The sequence below is a fragment of the Micromonospora sp. NPDC005197 genome, assembly GCF_040608295.1.
Classification (GTDB): Bacteria; Actinomycetota; Actinomycetes; order Mycobacteriales; family Micromonosporaceae; genus Micromonospora.
In genome coordinates this window covers 106542-131089 of the sequence record NZ_JBEXHY010000002.1, presented here as the reverse complement: position 1 = coordinate 131089, position 24548 = coordinate 106542, and the positions used below count along the sequence as shown (strand labels likewise).

Sequence of the window (24548 nt, the reverse complement as noted above, 5' to 3'; positions counted from 1 at the left end):
TGCAAGCGCACTCCGCTACGCAATTCCTGTTAACCCCCGGCTTTCCTCGTCAGGAGGCGCCGTCGGCGCGTAGCCGGAAGACGTTCGACTCGGCCGAGTCGCGCAGCGACCCGAGCACCGCGCCGATCTTGTCCGCCGGCATCGGCTTGAAGAAGTGGTAGCCCTGCGCCGACGTGCAGCCCAGCTCGGCCAGGGCCAGCCGCTGCTCGGCCGTCTCCACGCCTTCGGCGACCACCCGCAGCCCCAGCTCGTGGGCGAGCCCGACGGTGGTCCGGACGATCGCCGCGGCCTCCGGCGAGTCGGTCATCCGGATCACGAACGAGCGGTCCACCTTCAACTCGTCCACGGCGATCCGGGTGAGGAAGGTCAACGAGGAGAAGCCGGTGCCGAAGTCGTCCACCGCGAGCTGCACACCCATCGACCGGAGCGTGGCGAGCACCTCGTCGATGATCTCCAGCTCGCTCATCACCACCGTCTCGGTGATCTCCAGGACCAGCCGGTGCGGCGGCACCTGATGTCGGCGCAGCGCGTCGGCGATCTCCGCCGGCAGGCGCGGGTCGAGCAGACTGCGCGCGGAGAGGTTGACCGAGATCGGGACGTCCAGCCCCTCGCGGGCCCAGCCGGCGGCCACGCCGAGCGCCTTGTCGAGCACGTAGCGGGTGAAGGTGCCGAGCTGCTCGCTGTTTTCCACCGGGCGGATGAAGTCGGCCGGGTTCAGCCAGCCACGGCGGGGGTGCTGCCAGCGGATCAGCGCCTCCACCCCGGTGGGCGCGCCGGTGGCCAGGTCGACCGCCGGCTGCAACGCCAGCACCAACTGGTCGTCGACCTTCAGCGCCTCGCGCAGCTCGGCCAGCAGTGCCAACTGGTCGGTGCTGGCCGCATCCCGGGTGCTGTCGTACGCGGCGACGCTGCCGCCGCCCTCCTTGGCCTGGTACATCGCGATGTCCGCGCGGCGCAGCAGCTCGGTCAGGTCGGCGGTGCCGGCGTCGGCGACCACCACCCCGACGGAGACCTCGATGGACATCCGCACCCCGGCCACCTCGGTCGGTGCGGCCAGCCGCTCGGCGATCTCGCGAGCCTGCCGCAGCGCGTGCGCCATCGGCGCGGCCCGGTCGCCGAGCACGGGGACCGAGGTGAGCAGCAGCGCGAACTCGTCGCCGCCGAGCCGGCCGAGCAGGTCACCGGGGCGGGCCAGCGCGCTGAGCCGGTTGGCGGTCAGCCGCAGCAACTGGTCGCCGGCCGCGTGCCCGAGGGTGTCGTTGACTTCCTTGAACTGGTTGATGTCCAGCAGCAGCAGCGCAACCGGGTGGTCGTGGGCGAGCTGCCGCAGCGACTGGTCGCCCTTGCCGAGCATCGCCGTACGGTTCGCCAGCCCGGTGAGCGGGTCGTGCACCGCCTCGTACGACGATCGGGCGGTGACCAGCCGCAGCTCGCGATGGGTCGCGGCGTCGTGCAGGGCGGCGGCGAGCGCGTCGCCGAAGGCCGCCACCGCGTCCCGTTCCCGGGTCGCGGGTGGAGCGGAGCGCGGGAACCGGACCCGTAGCTGGCCGACCGGCGCGGTGCCCACCGACAGGGGACGGACCAACTCGTACTCGTCGGGCTCCGACCGGTCCGGAGGGCTCACCTCCCGGTCGAGCAGCTGACCGCCGGCGTCTCCCCGGTAGCGACGCCACCTGCCGTCGGCCCGGGCCACGTCGACGTCGACCAACTCGGCGTTGAACAGCGCCAGCGCGCCGGTCACCGCCGCGCTGGCCACGCCCCGCTCGTCGAGCTGGTTGAGGGCCGCGGTGGCCTCGGCGAAGGCACGCCACGTTCGGCGTTCCTGGTCCGCGCGCAGCCGGTAGCGGTAGGTCTGTTGCAGCAGCCAGAGCAATGGCGGGAGCAGCAGCAACCAGCGCGGATCCAGTTCCAGCAGCGCGACCACGACCAGGCCGACCGCCACGTTGCCCACGAACATCAGCAGCTTGCCGCGCAGCGCGGCGAGCAGCGGCGGCCCGATGGGCAGCCCGTGCCGCAGACCCAGCGTCACGCCACCGAGCCACGCGGTCACCAGGAGGTAGGTCACCGAACCGGCGATCACGGCCAGCGCCAGCATCGGCGTCGGCGAGGCGAGCAGCGGATGCCCCAGGGCGGTGGTCACGGTCACGGCCAGCGCCGACGCGGCAGTCAGCGACGCGGCGATCCGGACGATCTCCAGCGGCGGGCGACGGTCGCTGTGCAGCGACAGCGCCGTCCAGGCCAGCCCGGTGCCGAGCAGGGTGGCCGACGGCAGCCAGCCGGCCGGCGCGAGGTAGAGGCAGACGATCAGGGCGGCCTCGCCCCAGGTGATGCTGACCATGCCGGCGGAGGTGCGGAAGCGAAGCCGGGCGAGTTGGGCCACGGCGAGGACGGCGACGGCGATGCCGAAGCGGGCCGGAGCACCAAGAGGATCATCCGACGGCAGCCCGGCCGGAAGGGTCAGACCGACCACGGCGGCGGCCAGAGCCGTCACCGTCACCGCAGCCGTCAGCACGAGCAGCCGGGCTGGCATGCCGTGCACCCCGAGACGGTCGAACGGGTCGCCGCCCGTGCCGGAGGTCATCGACCTCCCCCGTCAGCCGACCGACCGACGGTACGGCGGGCGGCCGGTGCTGTGACGGTCATCGGCGCCCCCTTCCGCGCACGGCTCGGGGACTTTTGGTCCCCCCGGCGGAAGGCTAAGCCAAACCGGGTGGTCGCAACAGGGGTCCACCACCCGGTTCGGCGTGAATCATGCGCGGACTACCCGTTCCGCTGCTGCTGGTGCCCATTGGGAGCGCGCGTGGATGAATCATGCGCGCTGGTCCCGTCTGTCGGATCGACGACTGAAGCGTCGGCCCTGGTCGCATCGGTCGGCCGCCCCTGCTGGGGAAACCGGTCGGGCAGACGCCGCAGTCGGGCGTTCATGTTACGGATCAGCAGGATGGTCGCGGCGGACAGCAGCAGGATGAGGAAGAGGCCCATCGGTCCGGCCAGACCACCCGTGCGGGTGTCACCGAAGTTGTTCTCCGCGAGCACCTGGGCAGCGGTCAGCATGGCGTTCCTCCGTTGTGCGACTGCCTACCAGGGTAGCCCCGGCCGGAATCAACCCGCGTGCGCCGTCTCCCGCACTCCGGCGAAGAGGTCGGACTCGGGCAGCGGGCTGTCCACCACGGTGCGCGCCAGCTCGAAATCCTCCGTCGGCCAGGCACGCTGCTGCAGCTCCATGGGCACGTGGAACCAGAAGCCGTCCGGGTCGACCTGGGTGGCGTGGGCGCGCAGCGCGTCGTCCCGGACGGGGAAGTATTCGGCGCAGTCCACCCGGGTGGTGATGCGGGGGCCCTTGTCCGGGCGCTCGTCCCAGCGCTTGAGCCAATCCTCGTACGGCGACTCGGCGCCGGTGGCGAGCATGGCCTCGTGCAGGGCCATGATCCTGGCCTTGGAGAAACCGATGTCGTAGTAGAGCTTCAGCGGCTGCCAGGGGGCACCCAGCTCCGGGTAGCGCTCCGGGTCGCCGGCGGCCTCGAACGCGGCCACGCTCACCTTGTGGCACATGATGTGGTCGGGGTGCGGGTAGCCACCCTCCTCGTCGTACGTGGTCACCACGTGCGGACGGAACTCACGCATCAGGCGCACCAGCGGGCCGGCCGCCACCTCGACGTCCTGGAGCGCGAAGCAGCCCTCGGGCAGCGGCGGCAGCGGGTCACCCTCGGGCAGGCCGGAGTCGACGAACCCGAGCCAGGCCTGGTCGACGCCGAGGATCGCCCGCGCGGCGTCCATCTCGGCGCGCCGGATCTCTGCGATGTTGGCCCAGACGTCAGGCCGGTCGAGCTTGGGGTTGAGCACGCTGCCGCGCTCACCACCGGTGCACGTCACCACCAGCACGTCCACCCCCTGGGCGACGTACTTCGCCATCGTCGCCGCACCCTTGCTCGACTCGTCGTCCGGGTGCGCGTGGACGGCCATGAGACGCAGCTGCTCTGCCAACTTCGGCGCTCCTCGTCTGTGCCGGCCGGTGGACCCGACCGGGCTCGACCGGCTGACCTGCCGGGACCCTCCTCGCCCCGCTGCCGGTCGGCACCGCGGGGCCCGACCTGCCATTCCTGCCGTTTGGCCGGGCTGGGAGGATGGACTTCTGCCATTCTTGCCGATGCCGCCGACAACAACGCCAGGAGATACCCGCCGGTGACCGAGACGCACGCCACAATTTCACCGGGCGCGCCGGTTTTCCCCGCCGGCCGCTACGGTCGCCGCCGGGCGCCCGGCGGGGGCCGCCGCCGTACGCTGCTGGCCGCGCTGGTCCTCCTGGTGCTGGTGACGGTGCTGAGCCTGATCTCGCTGCGGCTCTACCGGCAGTACGGCGACCCGGTCTACGACGCTCAGGTGATCACGTACACCGACATCACGGACAGCCAGGTGGTCGTCGACTTCCGGGTGACCGTGCCGTCGGGCGGCTCGGCGGTCTGTGTGCTGCGCGCCCGGGACCGCGCCGGCGTCGAGGTGGCCCGCGAAGAGGTCACGGTGAGCGCCGCACCCGGCGACCGGCACGTCACCACCCGGCACCGTCTGAACACCTCCGCCCGACCGTTCATCGGCGAGGTGCTGCGCTGCCGGCCTCCTGCCTGAGCTGCGCAGACGTCACTCCGCAACGCCTGCGGTCAACCCGTCGCGGCGCGTCGACCGCGAGTGCCGGAGGCGGACACCGGCGGTGATCGCCGCCACGCTGTGTCGTACCGCACTGGTAACTTGGTAGTTCACCTGTCAGCCAGCCACGCACAACTGAGGAGAACGCCTGTGTCCACTGGCAACGAGGCGCCCGCCACCTGGCTGTCCCAGGACGCGTACGACCGCCTCCAGGCCGAGCTCGACGAGCACATCGCCAACCGGCCGGCGATCGCAGCCGAGATCAACGCTCGGCGCGAGGAGGGTGACCTGCGCGAGAACGGCGGCTACCACGCCGCCCGCGAGGAGCAGGGCAAGGCCGAGGGCCGCATCCGCTACCTGCAGGAACTGCTGCGCACCGCCAAGGTCGGCGAGGCCCCGACGGCCGACGCGGTGTCGCCCGGCATGGTCGTGACGATCTACTTCGACGACGACGCCGACGACACCGAGACCTTCCTGCTCGGCTCACGGGAGATCGCCGCCACCACCGACCTCACCGTCTACAGCCCCGAGTCGGCGCTCGGTAAGGCGATCCTGGGTGGCCGCTCCGGGCAGACCTGCACCTACACGGCCCCGAGTGGCGCCGACATCAAGGTGACCGTGGTCAGTTTCGAGCCGTTCTCCGGCTGAGCGTCACGCGGCTCTGCGCCGCGGTCGCCGAGCGGCTTTTCAGGGCACCGGGCACCTGAGCGCCGTCTGACGTGTGCCGCCGCCGAGGCGTGACACCCACCCGTGTCACGCCTCGGCGGCGAAGACCACCTGGTAACCACTGGCCCGCAAGGCGCTGATCAGCGTGTCGGAGTGCTCCACACCACGGGTTTCCACCGACAGCGCCACCTCCACCTCCCCGAGGCCCAGGTGCGGATTGGCCCGCTGGTGTTCCACGTCCACCACGTTGGCCCGGTGCTCGGCGATCTGGCTGAGCAGCGACGCGAGTTGCCCCGGCCGGTCCGAGCAGCGCACGGTCACCCGCAGGTAGCGACCCGCGGCGGCCAGCCCGTGCTCGATCACCCGCATCATCAGCAGGGGGTCGATGTTGCCGCCGGAGAGCACCGCGACCACGGGTGTCTCCACCTCCACCACGCCGGCCAGGAGCGCGGCCACGCCGACCGCCCCGGCCGGCTCGACGACCTGCTTGCCCCGCTCCAACAGCATCAGCAGGGCCCGGGAGATGTCCTCCTCGGTCACCGTGACGATCTCGTCGACGAGCTTGCGGACATGGTTGAACGTGATCTCCCCCGGTCGCCCGACCGCGATGCCGTCCGCGATGGTGGCGAAGGCGGGCAGCCGGACCGGTTCCCCGGCCACCAGGGAGGGCGGGAAGGCCGCCGCGCCGGCCGCCTGCACGCCGATGATGCGGACGTCGGGCCGCAGTGCCTTGGCGGCCACCGCCATACCCGAGATCAGGCCGCCGCCGCCCACCCCGGTGATGATCGTCCGCACGTCCGGGCACTGTTCGAGGATCTCCAACGCCACCGTGCCCTGCCCGGCGATCACGTCCCGGTGGTCGAACGGGTGGATGAGCACCGCGCCGGTGCGCTCGGCGTACGTCTGCGCCGCCACCAGCGACTCGTCGACCGTGTTGCCGGCCAGCTCGACCTGCGCGCCGTACCCCTTGGTGGCTGCGACCTTCGGCAGCGGCGCGTTGACCGGCATGAAGACCGTCGCGTGCGTGCCGACCAGCCCGGCGGCGAGAGCCACTCCCTGGGCGTGGTTACCGGCGCTCGCCGCGACCACGCCGCGTTCGCGCTCGGCCGCCGACAGCCGGGAGATCCGCACGTACGCGCCGCGCACCTTGTACGAGCCGGCGCGCTGCACGTTCTCGCACTTGAGCCAGGTCGGTCCGCCCAGTGCGGCGCTCAGTGGCCGGCAGGGCTCCAGCGGGGTGGTCCGGACGACGTCGGCGAGCAGTTTCCGCGCAGCCCGTACGTCGTCGAGGCCGACCAGTTCCGTCATGCCCCCGATCGTGCCACCCGGCCCCGGCGTCCCCTGCGGCGACACCGGGTTGATCCACTCGACATCCCCGATGTCGCGGTATCAACCGCGCCCGGACACCGCCACATCAGCGATCCCGAGTGGATCACGGTGTCGGCGCGGCCTCCGGTGCGGCAGGGCCCGCGGGGGCCGCCGGGGCCGCGGCAGGACCCGCCGGGGCCGCGGCAGGACCCGCCGGGGCCGCGGCAGGAGCCTCTGGCGGGGCAGGGGCCGCCGGGGTCGCCATCGTCGGAGCCGGACCGGCCGAGGGCGGAGCGGACGCGGGCCACACCGGCGCCGCCGGCCACACCGGCGCCCCCGGCCAGACCGGGGCGGTAGGCCACACCGGGGCGGCGCGGGCGATCCGGGCCTCCTGCGCGGCGGAGATCCGGTGGATCAGCAGGATCAGCGTCACCGCGGCGATTGCGCAGCCCAGCGCGGGCAGCGTGTTGCGGAGCAGGGAGTCCCGGTAGTAGTCGACGTACGCCTGGTAGCCGGCGTCGGTGAACGGGGTCTCCGGCAGCCGGTTGTACGCCTCCTCGTCCACGCGGCTGCGCACCCGATCGCCGACGCTGAACACCAGCCAGGCGCACCACCAGACGACCACGAGGGTCGGCGTGAACCGCCGCCAGAGGCTGTCCCGCGCCACGCCCGCCACCACCCGGGCCGGCACCACGAAGTTCGCGAAGGGCACCAGCCAGCCGGCGATCGCCCAGCCGGCCCCCAGCGTCGGCAGGGCGCCGGGGAAGGCGTCGGTGTTCTTCCGCGCCCGCCACGTCCAGATGATCACCAGTACGGCGGCGGTGAGGTGCGCCACCACCATGGGCAGCGACAGCAGCCCTCCGACGATCGCCGCGCCGAGCAGCAGGTCCACGTCGTCGTTAACCCTGGCCTGCCGGGCCATCGCCATCCCGATCAGCGGAGACAGCGCCACCACCAGGTAGAGCAGGGCGGTCGCGCCGACGGCGATGTTCGCCGCCAGGCCGATCCCGCGTACCCGGTAGGTCGGCAGACCCGGCATGACGGCGGGCTGGCCCAGCGGCGTGTAGCAGCGCTGGCAGTCGTTGTGCTCGGGGGACGTGGGGTCCCCGCAGGTCTGGCAGCGCATTGGTGTCCCCCGGGTCCGCGCGACGTTGCGCGCACACGGTAGACGATCATGCGGCGGCCGGCGACCCCGTTCCGACGAGGGGATAACCGGGGGCGTGACGCGACCACGGGGCGGCCATCTCGAACTGACCGGCCACGCCGAGCAGCAGCAGTTCCGAGCCGGGCGGGCCGACGATCTGCACGGCGACCGGCAGGCCGTCGGGCCGGCGGCCCACCGGCACCACGATCGCCGGCAGGCCGGCGATGTTCCACGGTGCGGCGTACGGGGCGTACCGGATGTTGGCCGACATGTTCGCCCGCCAGGACCGCTCGGACCAGCGCGCGGCCTCCGGCGGCGCGCTGGCCAGCGCGGGGGTGAGCAGCAGGTCGACCGAGTGGTCGGTGAAGAAGTCGACCGACCGCTGCCGCCAGGCGGCCCGGTCGGCCTCCCGGACGTAACCGCGACGCTGCGCCCACTCGCCCAGCGCGACGTGCCGGCGGGTGCGGCGCTGGAGGCCGCGTCGGTCCAGCCCGGCGGCCCGGACGTCGGTGGCGGCCGCGGCGAACCAGGTGGCGATGCCCTGCAGGCCCAGGGCCGTGGGGTAGACCGGATCGGCGGGCACGGTGTCGTGCCCGGCGGCGGCGAGCAGCCGGCCGGCGGTGGCCACCGCGTCCCGGTTGGGCGCGTCCGGGGAGACGCCGCGCACCGGGGAGCGCAGTGACACACCCACCCGCAGCCGCTGCGGCGGGACCAGCTTCTCCGCTCGCCGGCCGGCGAGCACCGAGAAGCCGACCGCCGCGTCGGCGACCGTGCTGGTCAGCATGCCGTGCTCGGTGAGGCCGAACCAGTCGTCCGCGCCGAGCTGGCAGGGGACCACGCCTCGGCCGGGCTTGAGCCCGACCAGGCCGCAACAGGCCGCGGGAATCCGGATCGAGCCGAGACCGTCGTTGCCGTGCGCGATCGGCACCAGCCCGGCGGCCACCGCGGCGGCGGCGCCGCCCGAAGAGCCACCGGGGGTACGCGTGTTGTCCCACGGGTTGCGGGTCACCGCGCTGTCGTCGTCGGTGAGTGCCCACAGCCCCAGCTCCGGCATCCGGGTGACTCCGAGAATCACCGCGCCCGCGCCGCGCAGCCGACGCACCACCTCGTGGTCGGCCTCCGCGACGTCGGTCCGCACGGCTGCCGACCCGTTCCAGGTGGGCAGGCCGGCGACCGGGGTGTTCTCCTTGACCGCCACCGGCACCCCGGCCAGGGGGAGGTTGGCCAGGTCCTCCTGCTCGTCGACCTTCTCGGCCTCGGTGATCGCCTCGCCGCCGCGAACGGCGCGGAAAGCCGCCAGCTCGCGGTCGGCCGAGGCGATGTACTCCAGGTGGTCGGCGACGACCTGGGTGGCCGAGACGTCACCCCTGCGTACGCCCCGGGCGATCTGCTTGGCGGTCGCCCCGACCCAGGTCGACATGATGTCCTGCACGGCCATCCTCCCCAGCGGTCAGCCCAGCGCCTGCTCCAGATCGGCGAGCAGGTCGTCGACCGTCTCGATGCCGACAGACAGTCGCACGAGATCGCCGGGAACTTCAAGCGGCGAGCCGGCAGCACTTGCGTGTGTCATCCGGCCCGGGTGCTCGATCAGGGATTCCACGCCGCCGAGCGACTCGGCAAGCACGAAGAGCTTCGTGCGGTTGCAGATCTCCACGGCGTGGTCCTCACCGCCGGAGGCGCGGAACGAGATCATGCCGCCGAACCGACGCATCTGCTTCGCGGCCACCTCGTGACCAGGGTGCGAGGGCAGCCCGGGGTAGATCACCTCGGCCACCTGGGCGTGCCCGTCCAGGTACGCGGCGAGCCGCTCGGCGTTGTCGCAGTGCCGGTCCATGCGTACCCCGAGGGTCTTGATGCCGCGCAGGGTGAGCCAGGCGTCGAACGGGCCGTTGATCGCGCCCATCGCGTTCTGGTGGTAGCGCAGCTCCTCGCCGAGCCCGGCGTCGGCGACGACGAGCGCGCCACCGACCACGTCGGAGTGCCCACCGATGTACTTGGTGGTGGAGTGCACCACCACGTCCGCGCCGAAGGCGATCGGCTGCTGGAGGTACGGCGAGGCGAAGGTGTTGTCGACAACCAGCAGCGCGCCCGCGTCGTGCGCCACGGCGGCCAGGGCGGCGATGTCAGCGATGCCGAGCAGCGGGTTCGTCGGCGTCTCCACCCAGACGATCTTCGTCCGACCGGGCTGCACGGCGGCCCGGACCGCGGCCGCGTCGGAGACCTTGGCGGGGGTGAACTCCAGGCCCCAGCGCTGGGCCACCCGGGCGAAGAGCCGGTAGGTGCCGCCGTACGCGTCGTCCGGGATGATCACGTGGTCGCCCGGCTGGCAGACGGCCCGCAGCAGGGTGTCCTCCGCGGCCAGGCCGCTGGCGAAGGCGAGGCCCACCGGCCCGCCCTCCAGCGCGGCCAGGCACTCCTGCAGGGCGTCACGGGTCGGGTTGCCGGAGCGGCTGTACTCGTAGCCGAGCCGGGGCGCGCCGACGGCGTCCTGGGCGTACGTGCTGGTCTGGTAGATCGGCGGGATCACCGCGCCGGTGCGGGCCTCAGGGTCCTGACCGGCGTGAATGGCGAGCGTCTCGAAGCCGTGACTCATTCTGGTGAGGCTAGTGCCCCCGTCCGGCGGGCTGGAACGGAACCCGCGCTCCGGGTGGGGACGGGCCTGTCCGGCCCGGCCCCCACGTGCCGGCCAGGGGGCGGCGGGCCGGTCAGCCGGCGACATAGCCTGGGGCGATGAGCGGGTGCGTCTTCTGCGGGATCGTGTCGGGTGACGTGCCGGCGTTCCGGGTCGCCGACGAGGCGGACGGGGTGGCATTTCTGGACACCCGGCCGGTGTTCAAGGGGCACGTGCTGGTGGTGCCCCGGGCGCACCTGGTGACCCTGGCCGAGCTTCCGGCCGACCTGCTGCCCGGCTACTTCGCGCTGGTCCAGCGGCTGGCGGTGGCGGTGGAGGCCGCTCTGGGGGCGGGTGGGACGTTCGTGGCGGTGAACAACAAGGTGTCCCAATCCGTCCCGCACCTGCACACCCACGTGGTGCCGCGAACCAAGGGCGACGGGCTGCGGGGTTTCTTCTGGCCGCGCACCCGGTACGCCGACGACACCGACGCACAGACCTACGCCGACCGGATCGCCGCCGGCCTGGGTGGCGGGGCCTGAGTCACAGTGGCACGGGTAAGGAAGAAAGACCCACCGGTGTTACACGCTGGGAGAGGTACGAGAGGAGTCCCACCGTGTTCCTGCGCCGTATGAACGCCGAGATGATTTCGCCCGAGCAGGCCCTGCCGGGCCGGCCGATCGCCATGCCGGTCGCCGACCGCCACGAGGTGCTGGGCACCCCGCTGAAGGGCCCGTTCCCGGAGGGTCTCCAGGTCGCCGTCTTCGGCATGGGCTGTTTCTGGGGTGCCGAGCGGCTGTTCTGGACGCTGCCCGGCGTCTACACCACCTCCGCCGGCTACGCGGGCGGCATCACCAAGAACCCGACGTACGAGGAGACGTGCTCCGGCCGGACCGGGCACGCCGAGGTCGTCCAGGTGGTGTACGACCCCAGCAAGATCACGTATGAGGACCTGCTGAAGGTCTTCTGGGAGAACCACGACCCGACCCAGGGCATGCGCCAGGGCAACGACGTGGGCACCCAGTACCGGTCGGCGATCTACACGACCAATGACGAGCAGCGGGCCATCGCGGAGTCGTCCCGGGACGCCTTCCAGCCGATCGTGAGCCGGGCCGGCAAGGGTGAGATCACCACCGAGATCGCCCCGCTCGGCAGCTACTACTTCGCCGAGGACTACCACCAGCAGTACCTCGCCCCGACCAAGAACCCGAACGGGTACTGCAACCACGGCCCGAACGGGCTGAGCTGCCCGGTCGGCGTGGCGCGTACCGCTGGCTGACCCACCTGCTTGAGCGCGATGCCCGGCCGCCGACGAGGTGGCCGGGCATTCCCGTCTGGCCCTGTGATCGAAATCCGTTGCCGCGCCCGGCGAGAACTCGATAACGTGGCCGTACACGTGAAAGGAGGTGGTCCAGACTTGTATAGCAATCGGACTCGTGAGGTGGCTGTCAGCTAGCCGCTGTCCTCGACAGTGATCCGTCCGCCGCGAGGCGGGCAACCAGTACGACCGTCGAGACCGTGTGGCAGCGGTGCGGCGAATCCACGACAGCCACCCGACCCCCGGGGTGCCGGCCAAGTCCAGCCGGCCCGCGCGACAGCGCGGAGCGCCCCGGGGGTCGCTCCATAGCTGTGGGAGATCAGCGTGTCGATGCGCGAGCTGGTGATTCTCGGGACGGCCAGCCAGGCCCCCACCCGGCAGCGCAACCACAACGGGTACGTGCTGCGCTGGGACGACGAGGTGATCCTCTTCGACCCGGGCGAGGGCAGCCAGCGGCAGCTCCTGCACACCACGGTCACCGCGACCGACCTGACCCGGATCTGCGTCACGCACTTCCACGGCGACCACTGCCTCGGCCTGCCCGGCACCATCCAGCGACTCTCGCTGGACCGGGTGTCGCATCCGGTCGCCGTGCATTTCCCGGCGGGCGGCGCCGAGTACTTCGCCCGACTGCGGCACGCCACCTCCTTCTACGAGACCGCCGAGCTGGCGGTCACCCCGATCGAGACCGACGGTCAACGGATCGCCCTGAGCTGCGGCACGCTGGAGGCCCGCCGGCTGCGGCACCCGATCGAGACGTACGGCTATCGGCTGGTCGAGCCGGACGGCTGCCGGATGCTGCCGGAGAAGCTGGCCGCGTACGGCATCGCCGGTCCGGCCGTCGGCGAGCTGATCCGCGTCGGGCACCTGGACCTCGACGGTCGTCGCGTCACCCGCGACGAGGTGAGCGTGCCCCGGCCGGGGCAGCGGTTCGCCTTCGTGATGGACACCGGCCTGTGCGACGGGGTGTACGCCCTGGCCGAGCACGCCGACCTGCTGGTCATCGAGTCGACCTTCCTGGAGTCGGAGGCCGCGCTCGCCGCCGAGGTCGGCCACCTGACCGCGGCGCAGGCCGCGCGGGTGGCGACCGAATCGGGGGTACGCACGCTGGTGCTCACGCACTTCTCGCAGCGTTACCCCGACCCGCGCCGGTTCTTCGACGAGGCCCGCGGGCCATTCGACGGCGACCTGGTCATCGCCGAGGATCTGACCACCGTGCAGGTCCCGCCCCGCCGGGTAGCCTCGGCCGGATGACCGTCACGCTCCGCCCCGCCACCGACGACGACCTGATGGGGATCGGCGCCCTGCACCAACGCTCCCGGGTGGCCGCTTACTCGTCGTTCCTGCCGGCGGAAGCGCTGGCCGAGCCGACCGGGGAGGCGATGGGACGGTACTGGACCGAACGGTGGGCCTGGGAGCGCGACAACCAGCGGCTGACCGTGGCGGAACGCGCCGGCGTGCTGGTCGGCTTCAGCTACGTGGGCCCGGACGACGAGGACGACCCGGCGACCGGACTGCTCAACGCGATCCACCTGGACCCGGCCGAGCAGGGGCGGGGCACCGGCCGCGCGTTGATGGTGGACGCTTTGGACGCCATGCGGGCGCGGGGCTGGCAGCGGGCGGTGCTCTGGGTGCTCCGCGACAACGCCCACGCCCGCGCCTTCTACGAGCGCGGCGGCTGGACCCCGACGGGAGCGGAACGCGAGGAACACATGGGCACCGCCCCCGCGCCCCAGCTCCGCTACACCCGCCCCCTCTGACGCCCTGCTGCCCGACGATCGTGCGTTTCGTGGGGCGCTCGCCCACGTGCGGTTCGTGCGGCGTCCACCCCGCCCCGCCCTGCCTCACGGCCTTTGCTCTGCTTCAACATACGCAACACCGAGTGTCCGATTACCGGACACTCGGTGTTGCGTGGAGTGAAGCAGAGCAAAGGACCGGCAGAGGTGCCCGTGCCGCCCCGGAGGCGAGCATGCGGACAGGCGGGGGCGAGAACTAGTGGGCGCCGAGGTGAGCCAGGAGGTCCTGGCGGGTCAGGACGCCCTTGGGCTTGCCGTCGACCAGGACCAGCGCGGCGTCGGACTTCTCCAGCAGGCCGACGGCCTCGCTCACCGGCTGGCCGCCACCGATCATCGGCAACGGGTTACCCATGTGCCGCTCGATGGTGTCGTGCAGGTGGGCCTGACCGGTGAACAGCGCGTCGAGCAGATCCCGCTCGGCGATCGAGCCGGCGACCTCACCGGTCACCACCGGCGGCTCGGCCTTGAGCACCGGCAGCTGCGAGACGCCGTACTCGCGCATGTAGTCGATCGCGTCCCGGACCGTCTCGGTCGGGTGCACGTGCACCAGCTCGGGCAGGCCGCCCGGCTTGCTGGCCAGCGCGTCGGCCACCGTCGGCTCGTGGCCGGAGTTGTCCAGGAAGCCGTACCGGGCCATCCACGAGTCGTTGAAGATCTTGGAGAGGTAGCCGCGACCGCCGTCGGGCAGCAGCACCACCACGACGTCGTCCGGGCCGGCCTTGCGGGCCACCTCCAACGCGGCGACCACGGCCATCCCGCAGGAGCCCCCGACCAGCAGGCCCTCCTCGCGGGCCAGCCGCCGGGTCATCTCGAAGGACGCCTTGTCGGAGACCTCGACGATCTCGTCGGCCACACCCCGGTCGTACGTCTCCGGCCAGAAGTCCTCGCCGACGCCCTCCACCAGGTACGGCCGGCCGGTGCCGCCGGAGTAGACCGAGCCCTCCGGGTCGGCCCCGATGACCCGCACCCGCCCCTCGGACGCCTCCTTCAGATACTGCCCGATGCCGGAGATCGTCCCGCCGGTGCCGACGCCCGCCACGAAGTGCGTGAGCCGGCCCTCGGTCTGCTTCCACAGCTCCGGGCCGGTCGTCTCGTAGTGCGAGCGCGGGTTCGCCGGGTTGCTGTACTGGTCGGGCTTCCACGCGCCGGGAATCTCGCGGGTCAGCCGGTCGGAGACGTTGTAATACGAGCGCGGGTCCTCCGGCGCGACCGCGGTCGGGCAGACCACCACCTCGGCGCCGTACGCCCGCAGCACGTCCTGCTTGTCCTGACTGACCTTGTCGGGGCAGACGAAGACGCACTTGTAGCCCTTGAGCTGGGCCACCAGGGCGAGCCCGACGCCGGTGTTGCCGCTGGTCGGCTCGACGATCGTGCCGCCGGGCCGCAGCAGGCCCGCCGCCTCGGCGTCCTCGACCATGCGCAGCGCGATCCGGTCCTTCACCGAGCCGCCCGGGTTGACGTACTCGACCTTGGCGAGCACGGTGGCCTGGATGCCCTCGGTGACGTTGCGCAGGCGGACCAGCGGGGTGTTGCCGATCATGTCGACGACGTTGTCGTAGTACTGCACGGTGTGCCCTTCGTTGCGGCGCCGGCGACGGCGGCCGGGCAGACGTATCCTCGCCGACCAGCGTACGTGCCGTCAGGGCACCAGCCCCCCGGGGATGACCGAGCTGCGTCGGGCCTCCCATTCGAGGAAACGGTCGGTCTCGGCGAGCACGCTGCCGGCCAGCCAGGTGATCATCACCGCGTCGTCGGCCAGCCCGAAGATCGCCAGTGGGATCTCCGGCAGCAGGTCGATGGGCGAGACGATGTACGCCGTGGCCGCCGTCATCAGGGCCAGCCGGAGGCCACCGTCGTACTCCCCCCGGGTCGTGGCCCGGATCATCCGGGGCAGCGCCGCCAGTCGGCTGCCCAGCGAGGGCCCGCCGCGCGCCCCCGCCGCCAGTGCCCGCGCCAGGGCCGTGAACGCCGCGCTGCGCTTCAGTGTCTTCCCCATCGTCGCGCTCCTCTCCGCCGGATCAGCGTGGCGGGTCGGCGCAAGTCGGCCGGCCTCCACCGGACAGGTACCCCGTCTCGTCGGTTTCCAGGCACTCCCGAGCCGGGACGACGACAGCGGCGTGTCGGGCCGGCGCGATAATGTCGGCATATGGGGGTCGCTGGTTCTGTCGTACCCGTTGGTCCGCGCTGGCGGCAGGCCTGGCGGATCGCCCGGCTGGCGGCTATCGGGACGGGCGCCACCGCGGCGGCCGCGATGGCGACCGGCGGGGTGCTGCTCGGCCAGGCCCGCCAGGCCCGGCGCACCATCCCGATGGCCGAGGCCCCGCCGCCGCGCTGCGACGGGATGTACGGCGCGAAGTTCCCCGGCCCCCCGCTCACCATGGTCGTGCTCGGTGACTCGTCGGCGGCCGGCTACGGGGTCCACCGCCGCCGGGAGACACCGGGGGCGCTGCTCGCCACCGGCCTGTCCCGGCGGCTGCACAGGCCGGTCCTGGTGCGCCGTTTCGCGGTGGTCGGCGCCATCTCCGCGGCGCTCCGGCACCAGGTGGAGGCGGCGTTGGAGTGTGCGCCGGACATCGCGGTGATCCTGATCGGCGGCAACGACATCACCAACCGCACGCCGCGCGGCCTGGCGGTGCGCTACCTGGTCGAGGCGGTCCACGCGCTGCGCGACGCCGGTTGCGAGGTGGTCGTCGGCACCTGCCCCGACCTCGGCGCGATCCGGCCGATCCAGCCACCGCTGCGCTGGCTGGCGCACCGGTGGAGTCGCCAGCTCGCCGCCGCCCAGACGGTGGCGGTGGTCGAGGCGGGCGGCTCGACGGTGTCCCTCGGCGACCTGCTCGGCCCACGGTTCGCCGCCGAACCGCACCGAATGTTCGCCTGGGACCGGTTCCACCCCTCCGCCGAGGGGTACGCGATGGCCGCCGCCGCTCTGCTGCCGACGATGCTCTCGGCGCTCGGCTCCGGGCCGGAGCGACGGGCCACACCGGCGCGGGGCGAGGGCGTACGGTCGCTGCCAAAGGCCGCGCAGGAGGCGGCCCGGCACGCCGGCACCGAGGTCAGCGGCACCCAGGTCCGGGGCCGCGACCGAGGACCGGCCGGCCGGTGGGCGCAGCTGCGTCGCCGGGCGTTCTTCGGTGTCAACACGGTGCCGCAGTCCGGCTCCGCGACGGACACCTCGACAGTGGAGGGACTGGCATGAACGAGCGCAGCGAGCGGGGCGTGACCGCCGGTCTTCCCGGCCGCCTGGGTCGGGCGGCGGCGCTGTCGCTGCTCGCCGGCACGGTGGGCGGCGCCGCCGTCCTGGCCGGTGAGGCGTTCGTCGCCCGGCACCGGCGCTACGCCGAGCCGGAGCTGGGGTTGGCGTTGCGGGCGACGATCGGCCGGGCCGACGCCGCGCCGCTGCGGCTGGTGCTGCTCGGTGACTCGTCGGCGTTGGGCGTGGGCGTCGACCGCCTCGACGACACCATTGGCGGACAGTTGGCCAACCTGCTCGCCGAGGGCCCGACCGGCCGCCGGGTGCACCTGTCCAGCGTCGGCGTCTCCGGGTCGCGCTCGACGGACCTGGCCACCCAGGTCGCCCGGGCCCTGCTCGGCGAGCGGCCCGACGTGGCGCTGATCCTGATCGGCGCGAACGACGCCACCGGGCTGCGCCGGCCCGCCGACGCGTCCGCCTATCTCGGGGCGGCGGTGCACCGGCTGCGGGAGGCGCGCGTCGAGGTGGTGGTGGGCACCTGCCCCGACCTCGGCGCCGTACGCGCCATCGCGCCGCCGCTGCGTCAGCTGGTCGGCTGGTCCGGGCGGCGGATGGCCCGCGCGCAGACCACCGCGGTGTTGGAGGCGGGCGGTGCGGTGGTCGACCTGGCCACCGAGACCGGGCCGGTCTTCCGGGCCGACGCGGGGACGCTCTGCCACGACGGCTTCCACCCGTCCGCCGACGGCTACCGGGTGTGGGCGCACGCCCTGCTGCCGGCCGTCGCGGCCGCGGCGGCGGTCGCCTCCCGGCGCTAGAGCACGCCCGGCCGGGGTGACATTTCCCGCCGCGCCTGCTTCTTCCGTGCCATGTTACCGGCGGGTTAACGTTGGCCCATGCCGATTGAGTCGTCCCGCGACGCCGTCATCGTCGCTACCGCCCGCTCCCCCATCGGCCGGGCGCACAAGGGGTCCCTGCGCGATGTCCGCTCCGACGACCTCGCCGCGACCATCGTCCAGGCCGCACTGGACAAGATCCCCGAACTCGACCCGACCACCATCGACGACATCTACCTCGGGTGCGGCCTGCCCGGCGGTGAGCAGGGCTTCAACATGGCCCGCGTGGTGGCCACCCTGCTCGGTCTGGACACCGTTCCCGGCGCCACGCTGACCCGCTACTGCGCCTCCTCGCTGCAGACCACCCGGATGGCGCTGCACGCGATCCGCGCCGGCGAGGGCGACGTGTTCGTCTCCGCCGGTGTCGAAATGGTCTCCCGCTACGCCCGCGGCAGCTCCGACGGGCTGCCTCCCGAGGCGCAGGCCCTCGTCGGCGGCGGCTGGGAGAACCCGCGCTTCGCGGCGGCCGCTGAGCGCTCGAAGCGCCGCGCGCAGGGCGGCGCCGAGGTCTGGACCGACCCGCGCGAGGCCGGTGAGCTGCCGGACATCTACCTGACCATGGGGCAGACCGCGGAGAACCTCGCCCAGGTGTACGACGTGACCCGCGCCGACATGGACGAGTTCGGTGTGCGCAGTCAGAACCTCGCCGAGAAGGCCATCGCCGACGGCTTCTGGGCCCGGGAGATCACCCCGGTCACCACGCCGGACGGCACCGTGGTGAGCACCGACGACGGCCCCCGCGCAGGCGTCACCCTGGATGCGGTGGCCGGCCTGAAGCCGGTGTTCCGTCCGGACGGGCGGATCACCGCGGGCAACTGCTGCCCGCTCAACGACGGCGCCGCCGCCGTCGTCGTGATGAGCGCCCAGCGGGCCGAGGAGCTGGGCCTGACCCCGCTGGCCCGGATCGTCTCCACCGGCGTGACCGCGCTGTCGCCGGAGATCATGGGTCTCGGACCGGTCGAGGCGTCCCGGCAGGCGCTGCGCCGGGCCGGCATGACCATCGACGACGTCGACCTGGTCGAGATCAACGAGGCGTTCGCCGCCCAGGTGATCCCCTCCTACCGGCAGTTGGGCATCCCGGAGGAGAAGCTGAACGTCATGGGCGGCGCGATCGCGGTCGGCCACCCGTTCGGCATGACCGGCGCCCGGATCACCGGCACCCTGCTCAACGCGCTGGAGTGGCACGACAAGACCATCGGTCTGGAGACCATGTGCGTCGGCGGCGGCCAGGGCATGGCCATGGTGCTCGAACGCCTGAGCTGACCCGACGTCAGAGAGCGCCGCGGGTCGCCGTCACCTCGGCGGCGGCCCGCGCCAGCGCCTCGGCGTCGGCCCCGGCGGCCAGCAGGTCGGCCGTCACCACCCGCAACTGGTCGGGTAGGGCCAGGTCGTTGTCCAGCCGGGGCACGGTCCGGCGGGGCTGTCCCTCGGCGTCGGCGGCCAGATTGGCGATCTCCTGCACCAACCGGTGCATCAGGTCGGCGCGGGGCACGTTGCCGGTGGTCGCGGCCGCCGCCCAGCGCGGCTGCTCCCAGTGCCCGACCTGGCGGACCAGCAACTGCACGGCCCGCTCCAACTCCGCTGCGCTCATCGCCGCCGAGTCTACGGCCGGCGCCGACCCCGACATTCCGGGCCGCTCAGCGGCGCAGGTAGCTGAGCAGCCGTAGCAGCTGCCAGTAGAGGAAGACCAGGCCGGTGAGCAGGCCGAACGCGCTCAGCCACGCGTACCGGCGGGGTCGGCCGTCGCGCACCGAACGCTCGACGAGGTCGAAGTCGAGGATGAAGCTGAACGCACCGGCGATGATCGCCACGACCGAGAAGGCGTACGGCAACCAGCCGACCTCCCCGCTGACGCTGTAGACCGCCAGCCCCGGCCGTCCGGAGATCAGGTACGACACCAGGTTGACCACGCTGAGCACGGCGATACCGAGCAGCGTGCCGATCACCAGGCGGGCCAGCCGGGGCGTCGCGCGGATCACCCGGGCCCGGTACAGCGCCGCCATGCCGAGGAAGACGCCGAAGGTGCCGGCCACCGCCTGCACCACGATCCCGGGGTAGACCTGCTGGAAGGTCCGGCTGGCGACCCCCAGCAGCAGCCCCTGGAGCACCGCATAGCCGACGATCGGCACCGGGTTGGTGATCCCCCGCAGCGAGATGACCAGGACCAGCACGATCGAGGCCAGGGCGCTGCCGGCCAGGGCCGCCCCCAACCACACCGCGTCGGGCACCACCGCCCAGGACACCGCGGCGGCCGCGCCGGTGAGCAGGAGCAATCCGACGGTACGCACCACCACGTCGTCGACGGTCATCGGCTCGACGTCGCGGGAGCTGACCACCCGGGACTCCAACCGGCCGGTCTCGTCCAGCCGGTTGAGCACCGGGTTGTTGCTGCGCACCGTCGCCTCCTTCGCCCGCGTACCCCTCGCAGTCACTCTGCCCCGGACGGCCCGGCGGCGGCGGCGAAACGGCGCGGACGACGGCGCCCGCCCCCGCGAGAGCGGGAGCGGGCGCCGGTCAGCGGGACGGACGAGATCAGTCGTCGCCCTGGAAGTAGCTCAGCAGGCGCAGGATCTCGATGTAGAGCCAGACCAGGCTGACCAGGATGCCGAACGCGGCCACCCAGGAGTAGCGCTGGGGCAGGCCCATCCGGACGCCGTCCTCGATCTCCTTGAAGCTGAGCACGAAGCTCAGCGACGCGACCACGATGCAGACGAGGCTGAAGCCGATGGCGAGCGGGCTGCCGTCACGCAGACCCGTGTTGATGCCGAACAGCGCCAGCACCAGGTTGATCAGCATGACCGCGGCGAGGCCGATGATCACCGAAGTCATGACCTTGACGAAGACCGGGGTGGCCCGGATGATCTTCGCCTTGTAGATCATCGTCATCACGAAGAAGATGCCGAAGCTGGCCACGGCGGCCTGGAGCACGATGCCGTCGTAGGCGGACTCGAACGCCTTGCTGACCATGCCGACGAAGACACCTTCGACGACCGCGTACGCGATGACGAGCGCCGGGTTGGCCATCCGGGAGAACGAGATGATCAGGCCGAGCACCAGGCCGACGACCGCCGCGCCGATCCAGGCGGTGCCGACCAGCGCGTCGGGCACGAGCACCCAGGCGGCCGCGGCGGTGATGCCGAGGATGCCGAACAGCGCGACCGTCTTGACGACCACGTCGTCGACGGTCATCGGTGCCACGGCGGGCGGTGCGGCCGGGTAGCCGGCCTGGGACGGGTACTGCTGCGGAATGCCGGGCTGTCCGTACGGCCCGGCCGGTGCGTACCCGGCGGAGCGCTCCCGCTCGGCCGCCTGGCCGAGCCGGGCGAGCACCGGGTTCGAGGTCTTCACTGTCTGGCCTCCCTCAGGGGGTCGTTTGCACGTGAACGTGCACCCCAAGAGTAAACTGCCCGGCCCACTCCTGGTGATCACGATGGGAACGCGGACGCCGTGGCGGCTGGGTGCCCGGGGCGGGGGTCGAACCCGCACGCCTTTCGGCAGCCGCTTTTAAGGCGGCCGTGTCTGCCGTTCCACCACCCGGGCGGGTGGCACCCGCGCGCCGACACGCACGGTGCAGTGTCACCGTAGCCGGTCCGCGGCGACCCGGCGTACCCCGCCGGGCTGGCCACATTAGGGTCGATGCCGTGAGCAGCGCAGCCCCAACGGCCCCCGACGCCGCCCCTGACCAGGTCTTCCGTCTCGACGATCAGGTCAGCCGCCGACCCCGGGCCGTCCGGCTGCTGGCCGCCGTCCGCCGCCACCGGGCGGATCTGCTGATCGCGGTGGTCTGGGTGGCGCTCGCCGGCTGGCTGACCCACGGCCTGTGGCCCGACCCGGGTGGGCGGACGTTGGCGCTCAACCCCGAGGACCAGACGCTCTACGAATGGTTCCTGGCGGTCGACGCGAGGGCGCTGCTCGGCGACTTCCACCTGCTCACCGACCGGCTCAACGCCCCGGACGGCGTCAACCTGATGGCCAACACCACTGTCATCGCGCTCGGCGTCGTCTGCGCGCCGATCACCCTCCTGCTCGGCGCGCCCACCACCTTCGCGCTGCTCGCCGCCGCCAACCTGGCCGGCACCGCCCTCGCCTGGTACCTGCTGTTCCACCGGACGCTGCGCGCCAACCGCCTCGCCGCCGCGCTCGGCGGCGGGCTGTGCGGGTTCGGTCCGGGCATGATCTCGCAGTCCAACAGCCACCTGCACATGACGGCGCAGTGGCTGGTGCCGGTGATCGTCTGGCTGGTGCTCCGGCTGCTCCGCGCGTCCGACCCCGGCCCCACGACACCCGACGCGACGGGCCGCGCCCGATCGGTCGGCCCGGACCGACGACGGATGATCAGCTCCGCTGCCGGGCTGGCCGCAGCCGTCACCGCGCAGGTCTTCATCGGCGAGGAGGTCCTCTTCCTCTGCGCCGTCACACTGCTGGTGATGGCGATCAGCTACACCGTCGCGGACCGGGACCTCGCCCGGCGCGCACTGCCCGGATTCGCCGGCGGGCTGGCGATCGCCGCCGGCCTGGCGCTGCTGGTGCTCGGCTACCCACTGTGGTTCCAGTTCGCCGGGCCGCAGGGCGTCGCCGACGGGATGTTCAGCCCGGCCTACTTCTCGGCCGACCTCAGCAGCTGGTGGGCGGTCTCCCCGTTGTCGGTCGCCGGCAGCGACGAGGCGTCCCGGCTGACCACCGGCCCCGCCGAATACAACACCTTCCTCGGCTGGCCGCTGCTGCTGGTCACCGCCGCCTGCGCGGTCTGGGCCGGCCGGCGCCGGCTGGTGCTCGCCTGCGTGGTGGCGGCGCTGGTGATGGGCGCGCTCTCCCTCGGCCCGGAGGTGGTGCTCGGCGGCACCCGCACCGCGCTGCCCGGCCCGTACGCCCTGCTGGCCGGGTTGCCGGTGATGGACGGCGCGCTGCCGATGCGGTTCGGCCTGGCGCTGCTCCCGATTGTGGCGACGGTGCTCGTCGTGGCCGTCGACCGGGCACTGCGCGGCACCGGCCGGGCGCGGCGGCTGGTGCCGCTCGCCGTCATCGCAGCCCTGCTGCCGATCTTCCCGACCCCACTGCCGACCGCCGAGCGGCCCGCCGTGCCGGAGTTCATCACCGGCGGGCACTGGCGGCAGTGCGTCCGCCCGGGCGGGGTGCTGGTCCCGGTGCCACTGCCCACCCCCAAGGAACCGTGGCCGATGCGCTGGGCAGCCGCCGCCGACGCCGGGTTCGGCCTGCCCGAGGGGTTCTTCATCGGCCCGTACGGGCGCGGTGGCACCGCCGCCATGGGCACCTTCAAGCAGCCCACCTCGGCTTTGCTGGCCGACGTCGCCCGCCGCGGCGACCAGCCGGCCATCGGCGACGAGCAGCGCCGGCAGGCCGCCCGGGACGTCGACTTCTGGGGCGCGTCCTGCGTGGCGCTGGCCGACGACGCGCCGCACGCCGACAGCCTGCGGGCGACCCTGGAGCAGTTGTACGGCCCGGCCACCCGCATCGCCGACGCCTGGATCTGGCGGGTCTGACGCCGAGTATCGCGAAAGGGCCCCTCCTGAGCAGGAGGGGCCCTTTCGTCCAGTTTGCTCAGACGCGCGGCGCGCCCACCGGCTGGGATGCCTCGACGAACTCCTCGCGCGGGTCGTGCAGCTGGCCCAGGGCGACGACCTCACGCTTGAGGAAGAACGCCAGCGACCAGTCCACCACCACCCGGACCTTGCGGTTGAACGAGGGGATCCGGCTCATGTGGTACGTCCGGTGCATGAACCAGGCCGGCCAGCCGGTCATCTTGATGCCGTACACCTGGGCGACGCCCTTGTGCAGGCCGAGGCTGGCGACGCTGCCGGCGTGCTTGTGCTTGTAGTTGACCGGCTCGCGGCCGCGGATCACCGCGACGATGTTGTCGGCCATCCGCGCCGCCTGACGCACCGCGTGCTGCGCGCTCGGCGAGCAGAAGTTGCCCGGCTCCTTGGTCAGGTCCGGCACGGCGGCGCAGTCACCCGCGCTCCACGCGCCCTCGATGACCCGGTCACCGTCGACCACCTGGAGGGTGGGAATGCAGGTGACCCGCCGGCGCTCGTCACGCGGGAAGTCCGTCGCGTCAAGCATCGGCGACGGCTTCACGCCGGCCGTCCAGACGATCGTGTCGGACCGGAAACTGTCCCCGTCGGAGAGCTTGACCACCCCGTCGACGCAGGACTCCAGGCGGGTGTCCAGCCGGATGTCCATGTTGCGCTTCATGAGCTGCTGCACCGTGTAGGCGCCCATGTCCCGGTCGACCTCGGGCAGCACCCGCTGGGTGGCCTCGACGAGCACCCAGCGCATGTCCTCCGGCTTCAGCTCCGGGTAGTAGCGCAGGGCGTCCCGGGCCATGTCCTCCATCTCGGCGAGCGCCTCGATGCCCGCGTAACCGCCACCGACGAACGTGAAGGTCAGCGCCGAGCGGCGCACCTCCGCATCCGGGGTCACGGCCGCGACGTCCAGCCGGTCCAGCACGTGATTACGGAGGTAGATCGCCTCACCGATCGTCTTGAACCCGATGCCCTGTTCGTGCAGGCCCGGAATCGGCAGCGTCCGGGACACCGAACCCGGCGCGACGATCACGTGGTCGTACGCGATCTCCCGGGCCGGACCGACGATCGGCTGCACGGTGGCCACCTTGCGGTCGTGCTCGACCCGCGTGACCGTTCCCGCCACCACCTTGCACCGGCGCAGCTCCCGGCGCAGCGGCACCACGGAGTGCCGGGGGGAGATGTTCCCCGCCGCGGCCTCGGGCAGGAACGGCTGGTAGGTCATGTGGGGCTGGGGGTCCACGACGATGACCTCAGCCTCACGGGAGCTGAGCTTCTTTGACAGGCGCAGGGCCGCGTAGAGACCGACGTGCCCGGCACCCACCACAAGGATCCGCTTCGGATTCACGTCATCTATCTTTCCCCGCCGGGCTCAGGTAATCCCGCTCGCGCCCCCCATCTGTGACGGAACACAACCCCTGTGACCTGCATAACT

At 72.5% G+C, this 24548-nt stretch carries 22 protein-coding genes, 1 tRNA gene and 1 pseudogene; 10 read left to right on the top strand and 14 right to left on the bottom strand.

The features are described 5' to 3' along the window. Nucleotides 1-49: 49 nt before the first annotated feature. The 3 genes from ABZU46_RS01695 to mca all read right to left on the bottom strand — a co-directional run bounded on the left by ABZU46_RS01695 (nucleotide 50) and on the right by mca (nucleotide 3984). Nucleotides 50-2530 carry a bifunctional diguanylate cyclase/phosphodiesterase gene (locus tag ABZU46_RS01695; protein WP_354854309.1) on the bottom strand — a complete coding sequence of 827 codons (2481 nt, stop codon included), beginning with the start codon at nucleotides 2528-2530 and terminating at the stop codon, nucleotides 50-52. Between the two features lie 230 nt (nucleotides 2531-2760). After that, nucleotides 2761-3054: a hypothetical protein gene (locus tag ABZU46_RS01690; RefSeq protein WP_354854204.1), complete on the bottom strand. Its 294-nt coding sequence runs from the start codon at nucleotides 3052-3054 to the stop codon at nucleotides 2761-2763. 48 nt (nucleotides 3055-3102) lie between these two features. Then, entirely contained in the window at nucleotides 3103-3984 is an 882-nt protein-coding gene (gene mca / locus ABZU46_RS01685) for a mycothiol conjugate amidase Mca (RefSeq protein ID WP_354854202.1), read from the bottom strand. 198 nt (nucleotides 3985-4182) lie between these two features. Here mca and ABZU46_RS01680 point away from each other — a divergent pair, with 198 nt between their 5' ends. After that, complete coding sequence (locus ABZU46_RS01680) at nucleotides 4183-4623, top strand: DUF4307 domain-containing protein (protein ID WP_354854200.1); 441 nt, start codon at nucleotides 4183-4185, stop codon at nucleotides 4621-4623. A 168-nt stretch (nucleotides 4624-4791) separates the two neighbouring features. Then, complete coding sequence (gene greA, locus ABZU46_RS01675) at nucleotides 4792-5289, top strand: transcription elongation factor GreA (protein ID WP_354854199.1); 498 nt, start codon at nucleotides 4792-4794, stop codon at nucleotides 5287-5289. Between the two features lie 105 nt (nucleotides 5290-5394). Here the strand turns inward: greA and ilvA are convergent, their stop codons facing one another. The 4 genes from ilvA to ABZU46_RS01655 form a co-directional block, all read right to left on the bottom strand. Continuing rightward, a complete protein-coding gene (ilvA, locus tag ABZU46_RS01670; protein ID WP_354854197.1) occupies nucleotides 5395-6615 on the bottom strand; it encodes a threonine ammonia-lyase in 1221 nt (406 codons plus the stop codon). A 124-nt stretch (nucleotides 6616-6739) separates the two neighbouring features. Next, on the bottom strand, nucleotides 6740-7741 hold the full coding sequence (locus ABZU46_RS01665; RefSeq protein ID WP_354854196.1) for a DUF4328 domain-containing protein: 1002 nt from the start codon (nucleotides 7739-7741) through the stop codon (nucleotides 6740-6742). 46 nt (nucleotides 7742-7787) lie between these two features. Next, a complete protein-coding gene (locus tag ABZU46_RS01660; protein WP_354854194.1) occupies nucleotides 7788-9197 on the bottom strand; it encodes an amidase in 1410 nt (469 codons plus the stop codon). Nucleotides 9198-9209: 12 nt separating this feature from the next. Beyond that, entirely contained in the window at nucleotides 9210-10352 is a 1143-nt protein-coding gene (locus ABZU46_RS01655; protein WP_354854192.1) for a cystathionine gamma-synthase, read from the bottom strand. A 137-nt stretch (nucleotides 10353-10489) separates the two neighbouring features. Here ABZU46_RS01655 and ABZU46_RS01650 point away from each other — a divergent pair, with 137 nt between their 5' ends. The 4 genes from ABZU46_RS01650 to ABZU46_RS01635 all read left to right on the top strand — a co-directional run bounded on the left by ABZU46_RS01650 (nucleotide 10490) and on the right by ABZU46_RS01635 (nucleotide 13448). Continuing rightward, on the top strand, nucleotides 10490-10912 hold the full coding sequence (locus ABZU46_RS01650) for an HIT family protein (RefSeq protein ID WP_354854190.1): 423 nt from the start codon (nucleotides 10490-10492) through the stop codon (nucleotides 10910-10912). Between the two features lie 74 nt (nucleotides 10913-10986). After that, nucleotides 10987-11649 (top strand): peptide-methionine (S)-S-oxide reductase MsrA, encoded by a 663-nt coding sequence (msrA, locus tag ABZU46_RS01645; RefSeq protein WP_354854188.1) that lies wholly within the window; start codon nucleotides 10987-10989, stop codon nucleotides 11647-11649. A 363-nt stretch (nucleotides 11650-12012) separates the two neighbouring features. Further along, nucleotides 12013-12942 (top strand): ribonuclease Z, encoded by a 930-nt coding sequence (locus ABZU46_RS01640; RefSeq protein ID WP_354854186.1) that lies wholly within the window; start codon nucleotides 12013-12015, stop codon nucleotides 12940-12942. Next, complete coding sequence (locus tag ABZU46_RS01635; protein WP_354854184.1) at nucleotides 12939-13448, top strand: GNAT family N-acetyltransferase; 510 nt, start codon at nucleotides 12939-12941, stop codon at nucleotides 13446-13448. Before ABZU46_RS01640 ends, ABZU46_RS01635 begins: the two co-directional genes overlap by 4 nt. A 232-nt stretch (nucleotides 13449-13680) precedes the next feature. Here the strand turns inward: ABZU46_RS01635 and ABZU46_RS01630 are convergent, their stop codons facing one another. Both ABZU46_RS01630 and ABZU46_RS01625 read right to left on the bottom strand, forming a co-directional pair. Next, nucleotides 13681-15051, bottom strand: a complete 1371-nt coding sequence (locus tag ABZU46_RS01630) for a cystathionine beta-synthase (protein WP_354854182.1) — start codon at nucleotides 15049-15051, stop codon at nucleotides 13681-13683. Nucleotides 15052-15123: 72 nt separating this feature from the next. Beyond that, nucleotides 15124-15480, bottom strand: a complete 357-nt coding sequence (locus ABZU46_RS01625) for a YkvA family protein (protein ID WP_354854181.1) — start codon at nucleotides 15478-15480, stop codon at nucleotides 15124-15126. A 150-nt stretch (nucleotides 15481-15630) separates the two neighbouring features. Between ABZU46_RS01625 and ABZU46_RS01620 the strand changes: the two are divergent. The 3 genes and pseudogenes from ABZU46_RS01620 to ABZU46_RS01610 form a co-directional block, all read left to right on the top strand. Beyond that, nucleotides 15631-16703 (top strand): annotated as a pseudogene (locus ABZU46_RS01620) (SGNH/GDSL hydrolase family protein); the annotation flags it as partial. Beyond that, on the top strand, nucleotides 16680-17492 hold the full coding sequence (locus tag ABZU46_RS01615) for an SGNH/GDSL hydrolase family protein (protein WP_354854308.1): 813 nt from the start codon (nucleotides 16680-16682) through the stop codon (nucleotides 17490-17492). The pseudogene ABZU46_RS01620 and the gene ABZU46_RS01615, both read left to right, overlap by 24 nt. A 78-nt stretch (nucleotides 17493-17570) precedes the next feature. Next, nucleotides 17571-18833 (top strand): acetyl-CoA C-acetyltransferase, encoded by a 1263-nt coding sequence (locus ABZU46_RS01610; protein WP_354854179.1) that lies wholly within the window; start codon nucleotides 17571-17573, stop codon nucleotides 18831-18833. A 7-nt stretch (nucleotides 18834-18840) separates the two neighbouring features. Here the strand turns inward: ABZU46_RS01610 and ABZU46_RS01605 are convergent, their stop codons facing one another. From ABZU46_RS01605 to ABZU46_RS01590, 4 genes are all read right to left on the bottom strand, one after another. Then, a complete protein-coding gene (locus ABZU46_RS01605; protein WP_354854177.1) occupies nucleotides 18841-19161 on the bottom strand; it encodes a hypothetical protein in 321 nt (106 codons plus the stop codon). Nucleotides 19162-19207: 46 nt separating this feature from the next. Further along, the gene (locus ABZU46_RS01600) at nucleotides 19208-19966 is read right to left on the bottom strand and encodes a Bax inhibitor-1/YccA family protein (RefSeq protein WP_354854175.1); all 759 of its coding nucleotides are present in this window, start codon (nucleotides 19964-19966) and stop codon (nucleotides 19208-19210) included. A gap of 136 nt (nucleotides 19967-20102) precedes the next feature. Then, entirely contained in the window at nucleotides 20103-20918 is an 816-nt protein-coding gene (locus ABZU46_RS01595) for a Bax inhibitor-1/YccA family protein (RefSeq protein ID WP_354854173.1), read from the bottom strand. Between the two features lie 111 nt (nucleotides 20919-21029). Continuing rightward, nucleotides 21030-21110, bottom strand: a tRNA-Leu gene (locus tag ABZU46_RS01590). Nucleotides 21111-21211: 101 nt separating this feature from the next. Between ABZU46_RS01590 and ABZU46_RS01585 the strand changes: the two genes are divergently transcribed. Then, on the top strand, nucleotides 21212-23071 hold the full coding sequence (locus ABZU46_RS01585; RefSeq protein ID WP_354854171.1) for a hypothetical protein: 1860 nt from the start codon (nucleotides 21212-21214) through the stop codon (nucleotides 23069-23071). A 58-nt stretch (nucleotides 23072-23129) separates the two neighbouring features. Here ABZU46_RS01585 and ABZU46_RS01580 read toward each other — a convergent pair whose 3' ends face one another. Next, nucleotides 23130-24461 carry an NAD(P)/FAD-dependent oxidoreductase gene (locus tag ABZU46_RS01580; protein ID WP_354854169.1) on the bottom strand — a complete coding sequence of 444 codons (1332 nt, stop codon included), beginning with the start codon at nucleotides 24459-24461 and terminating at the stop codon, nucleotides 23130-23132. Between the last annotated feature and the right edge of the window lie 87 nt (nucleotides 24462-24548).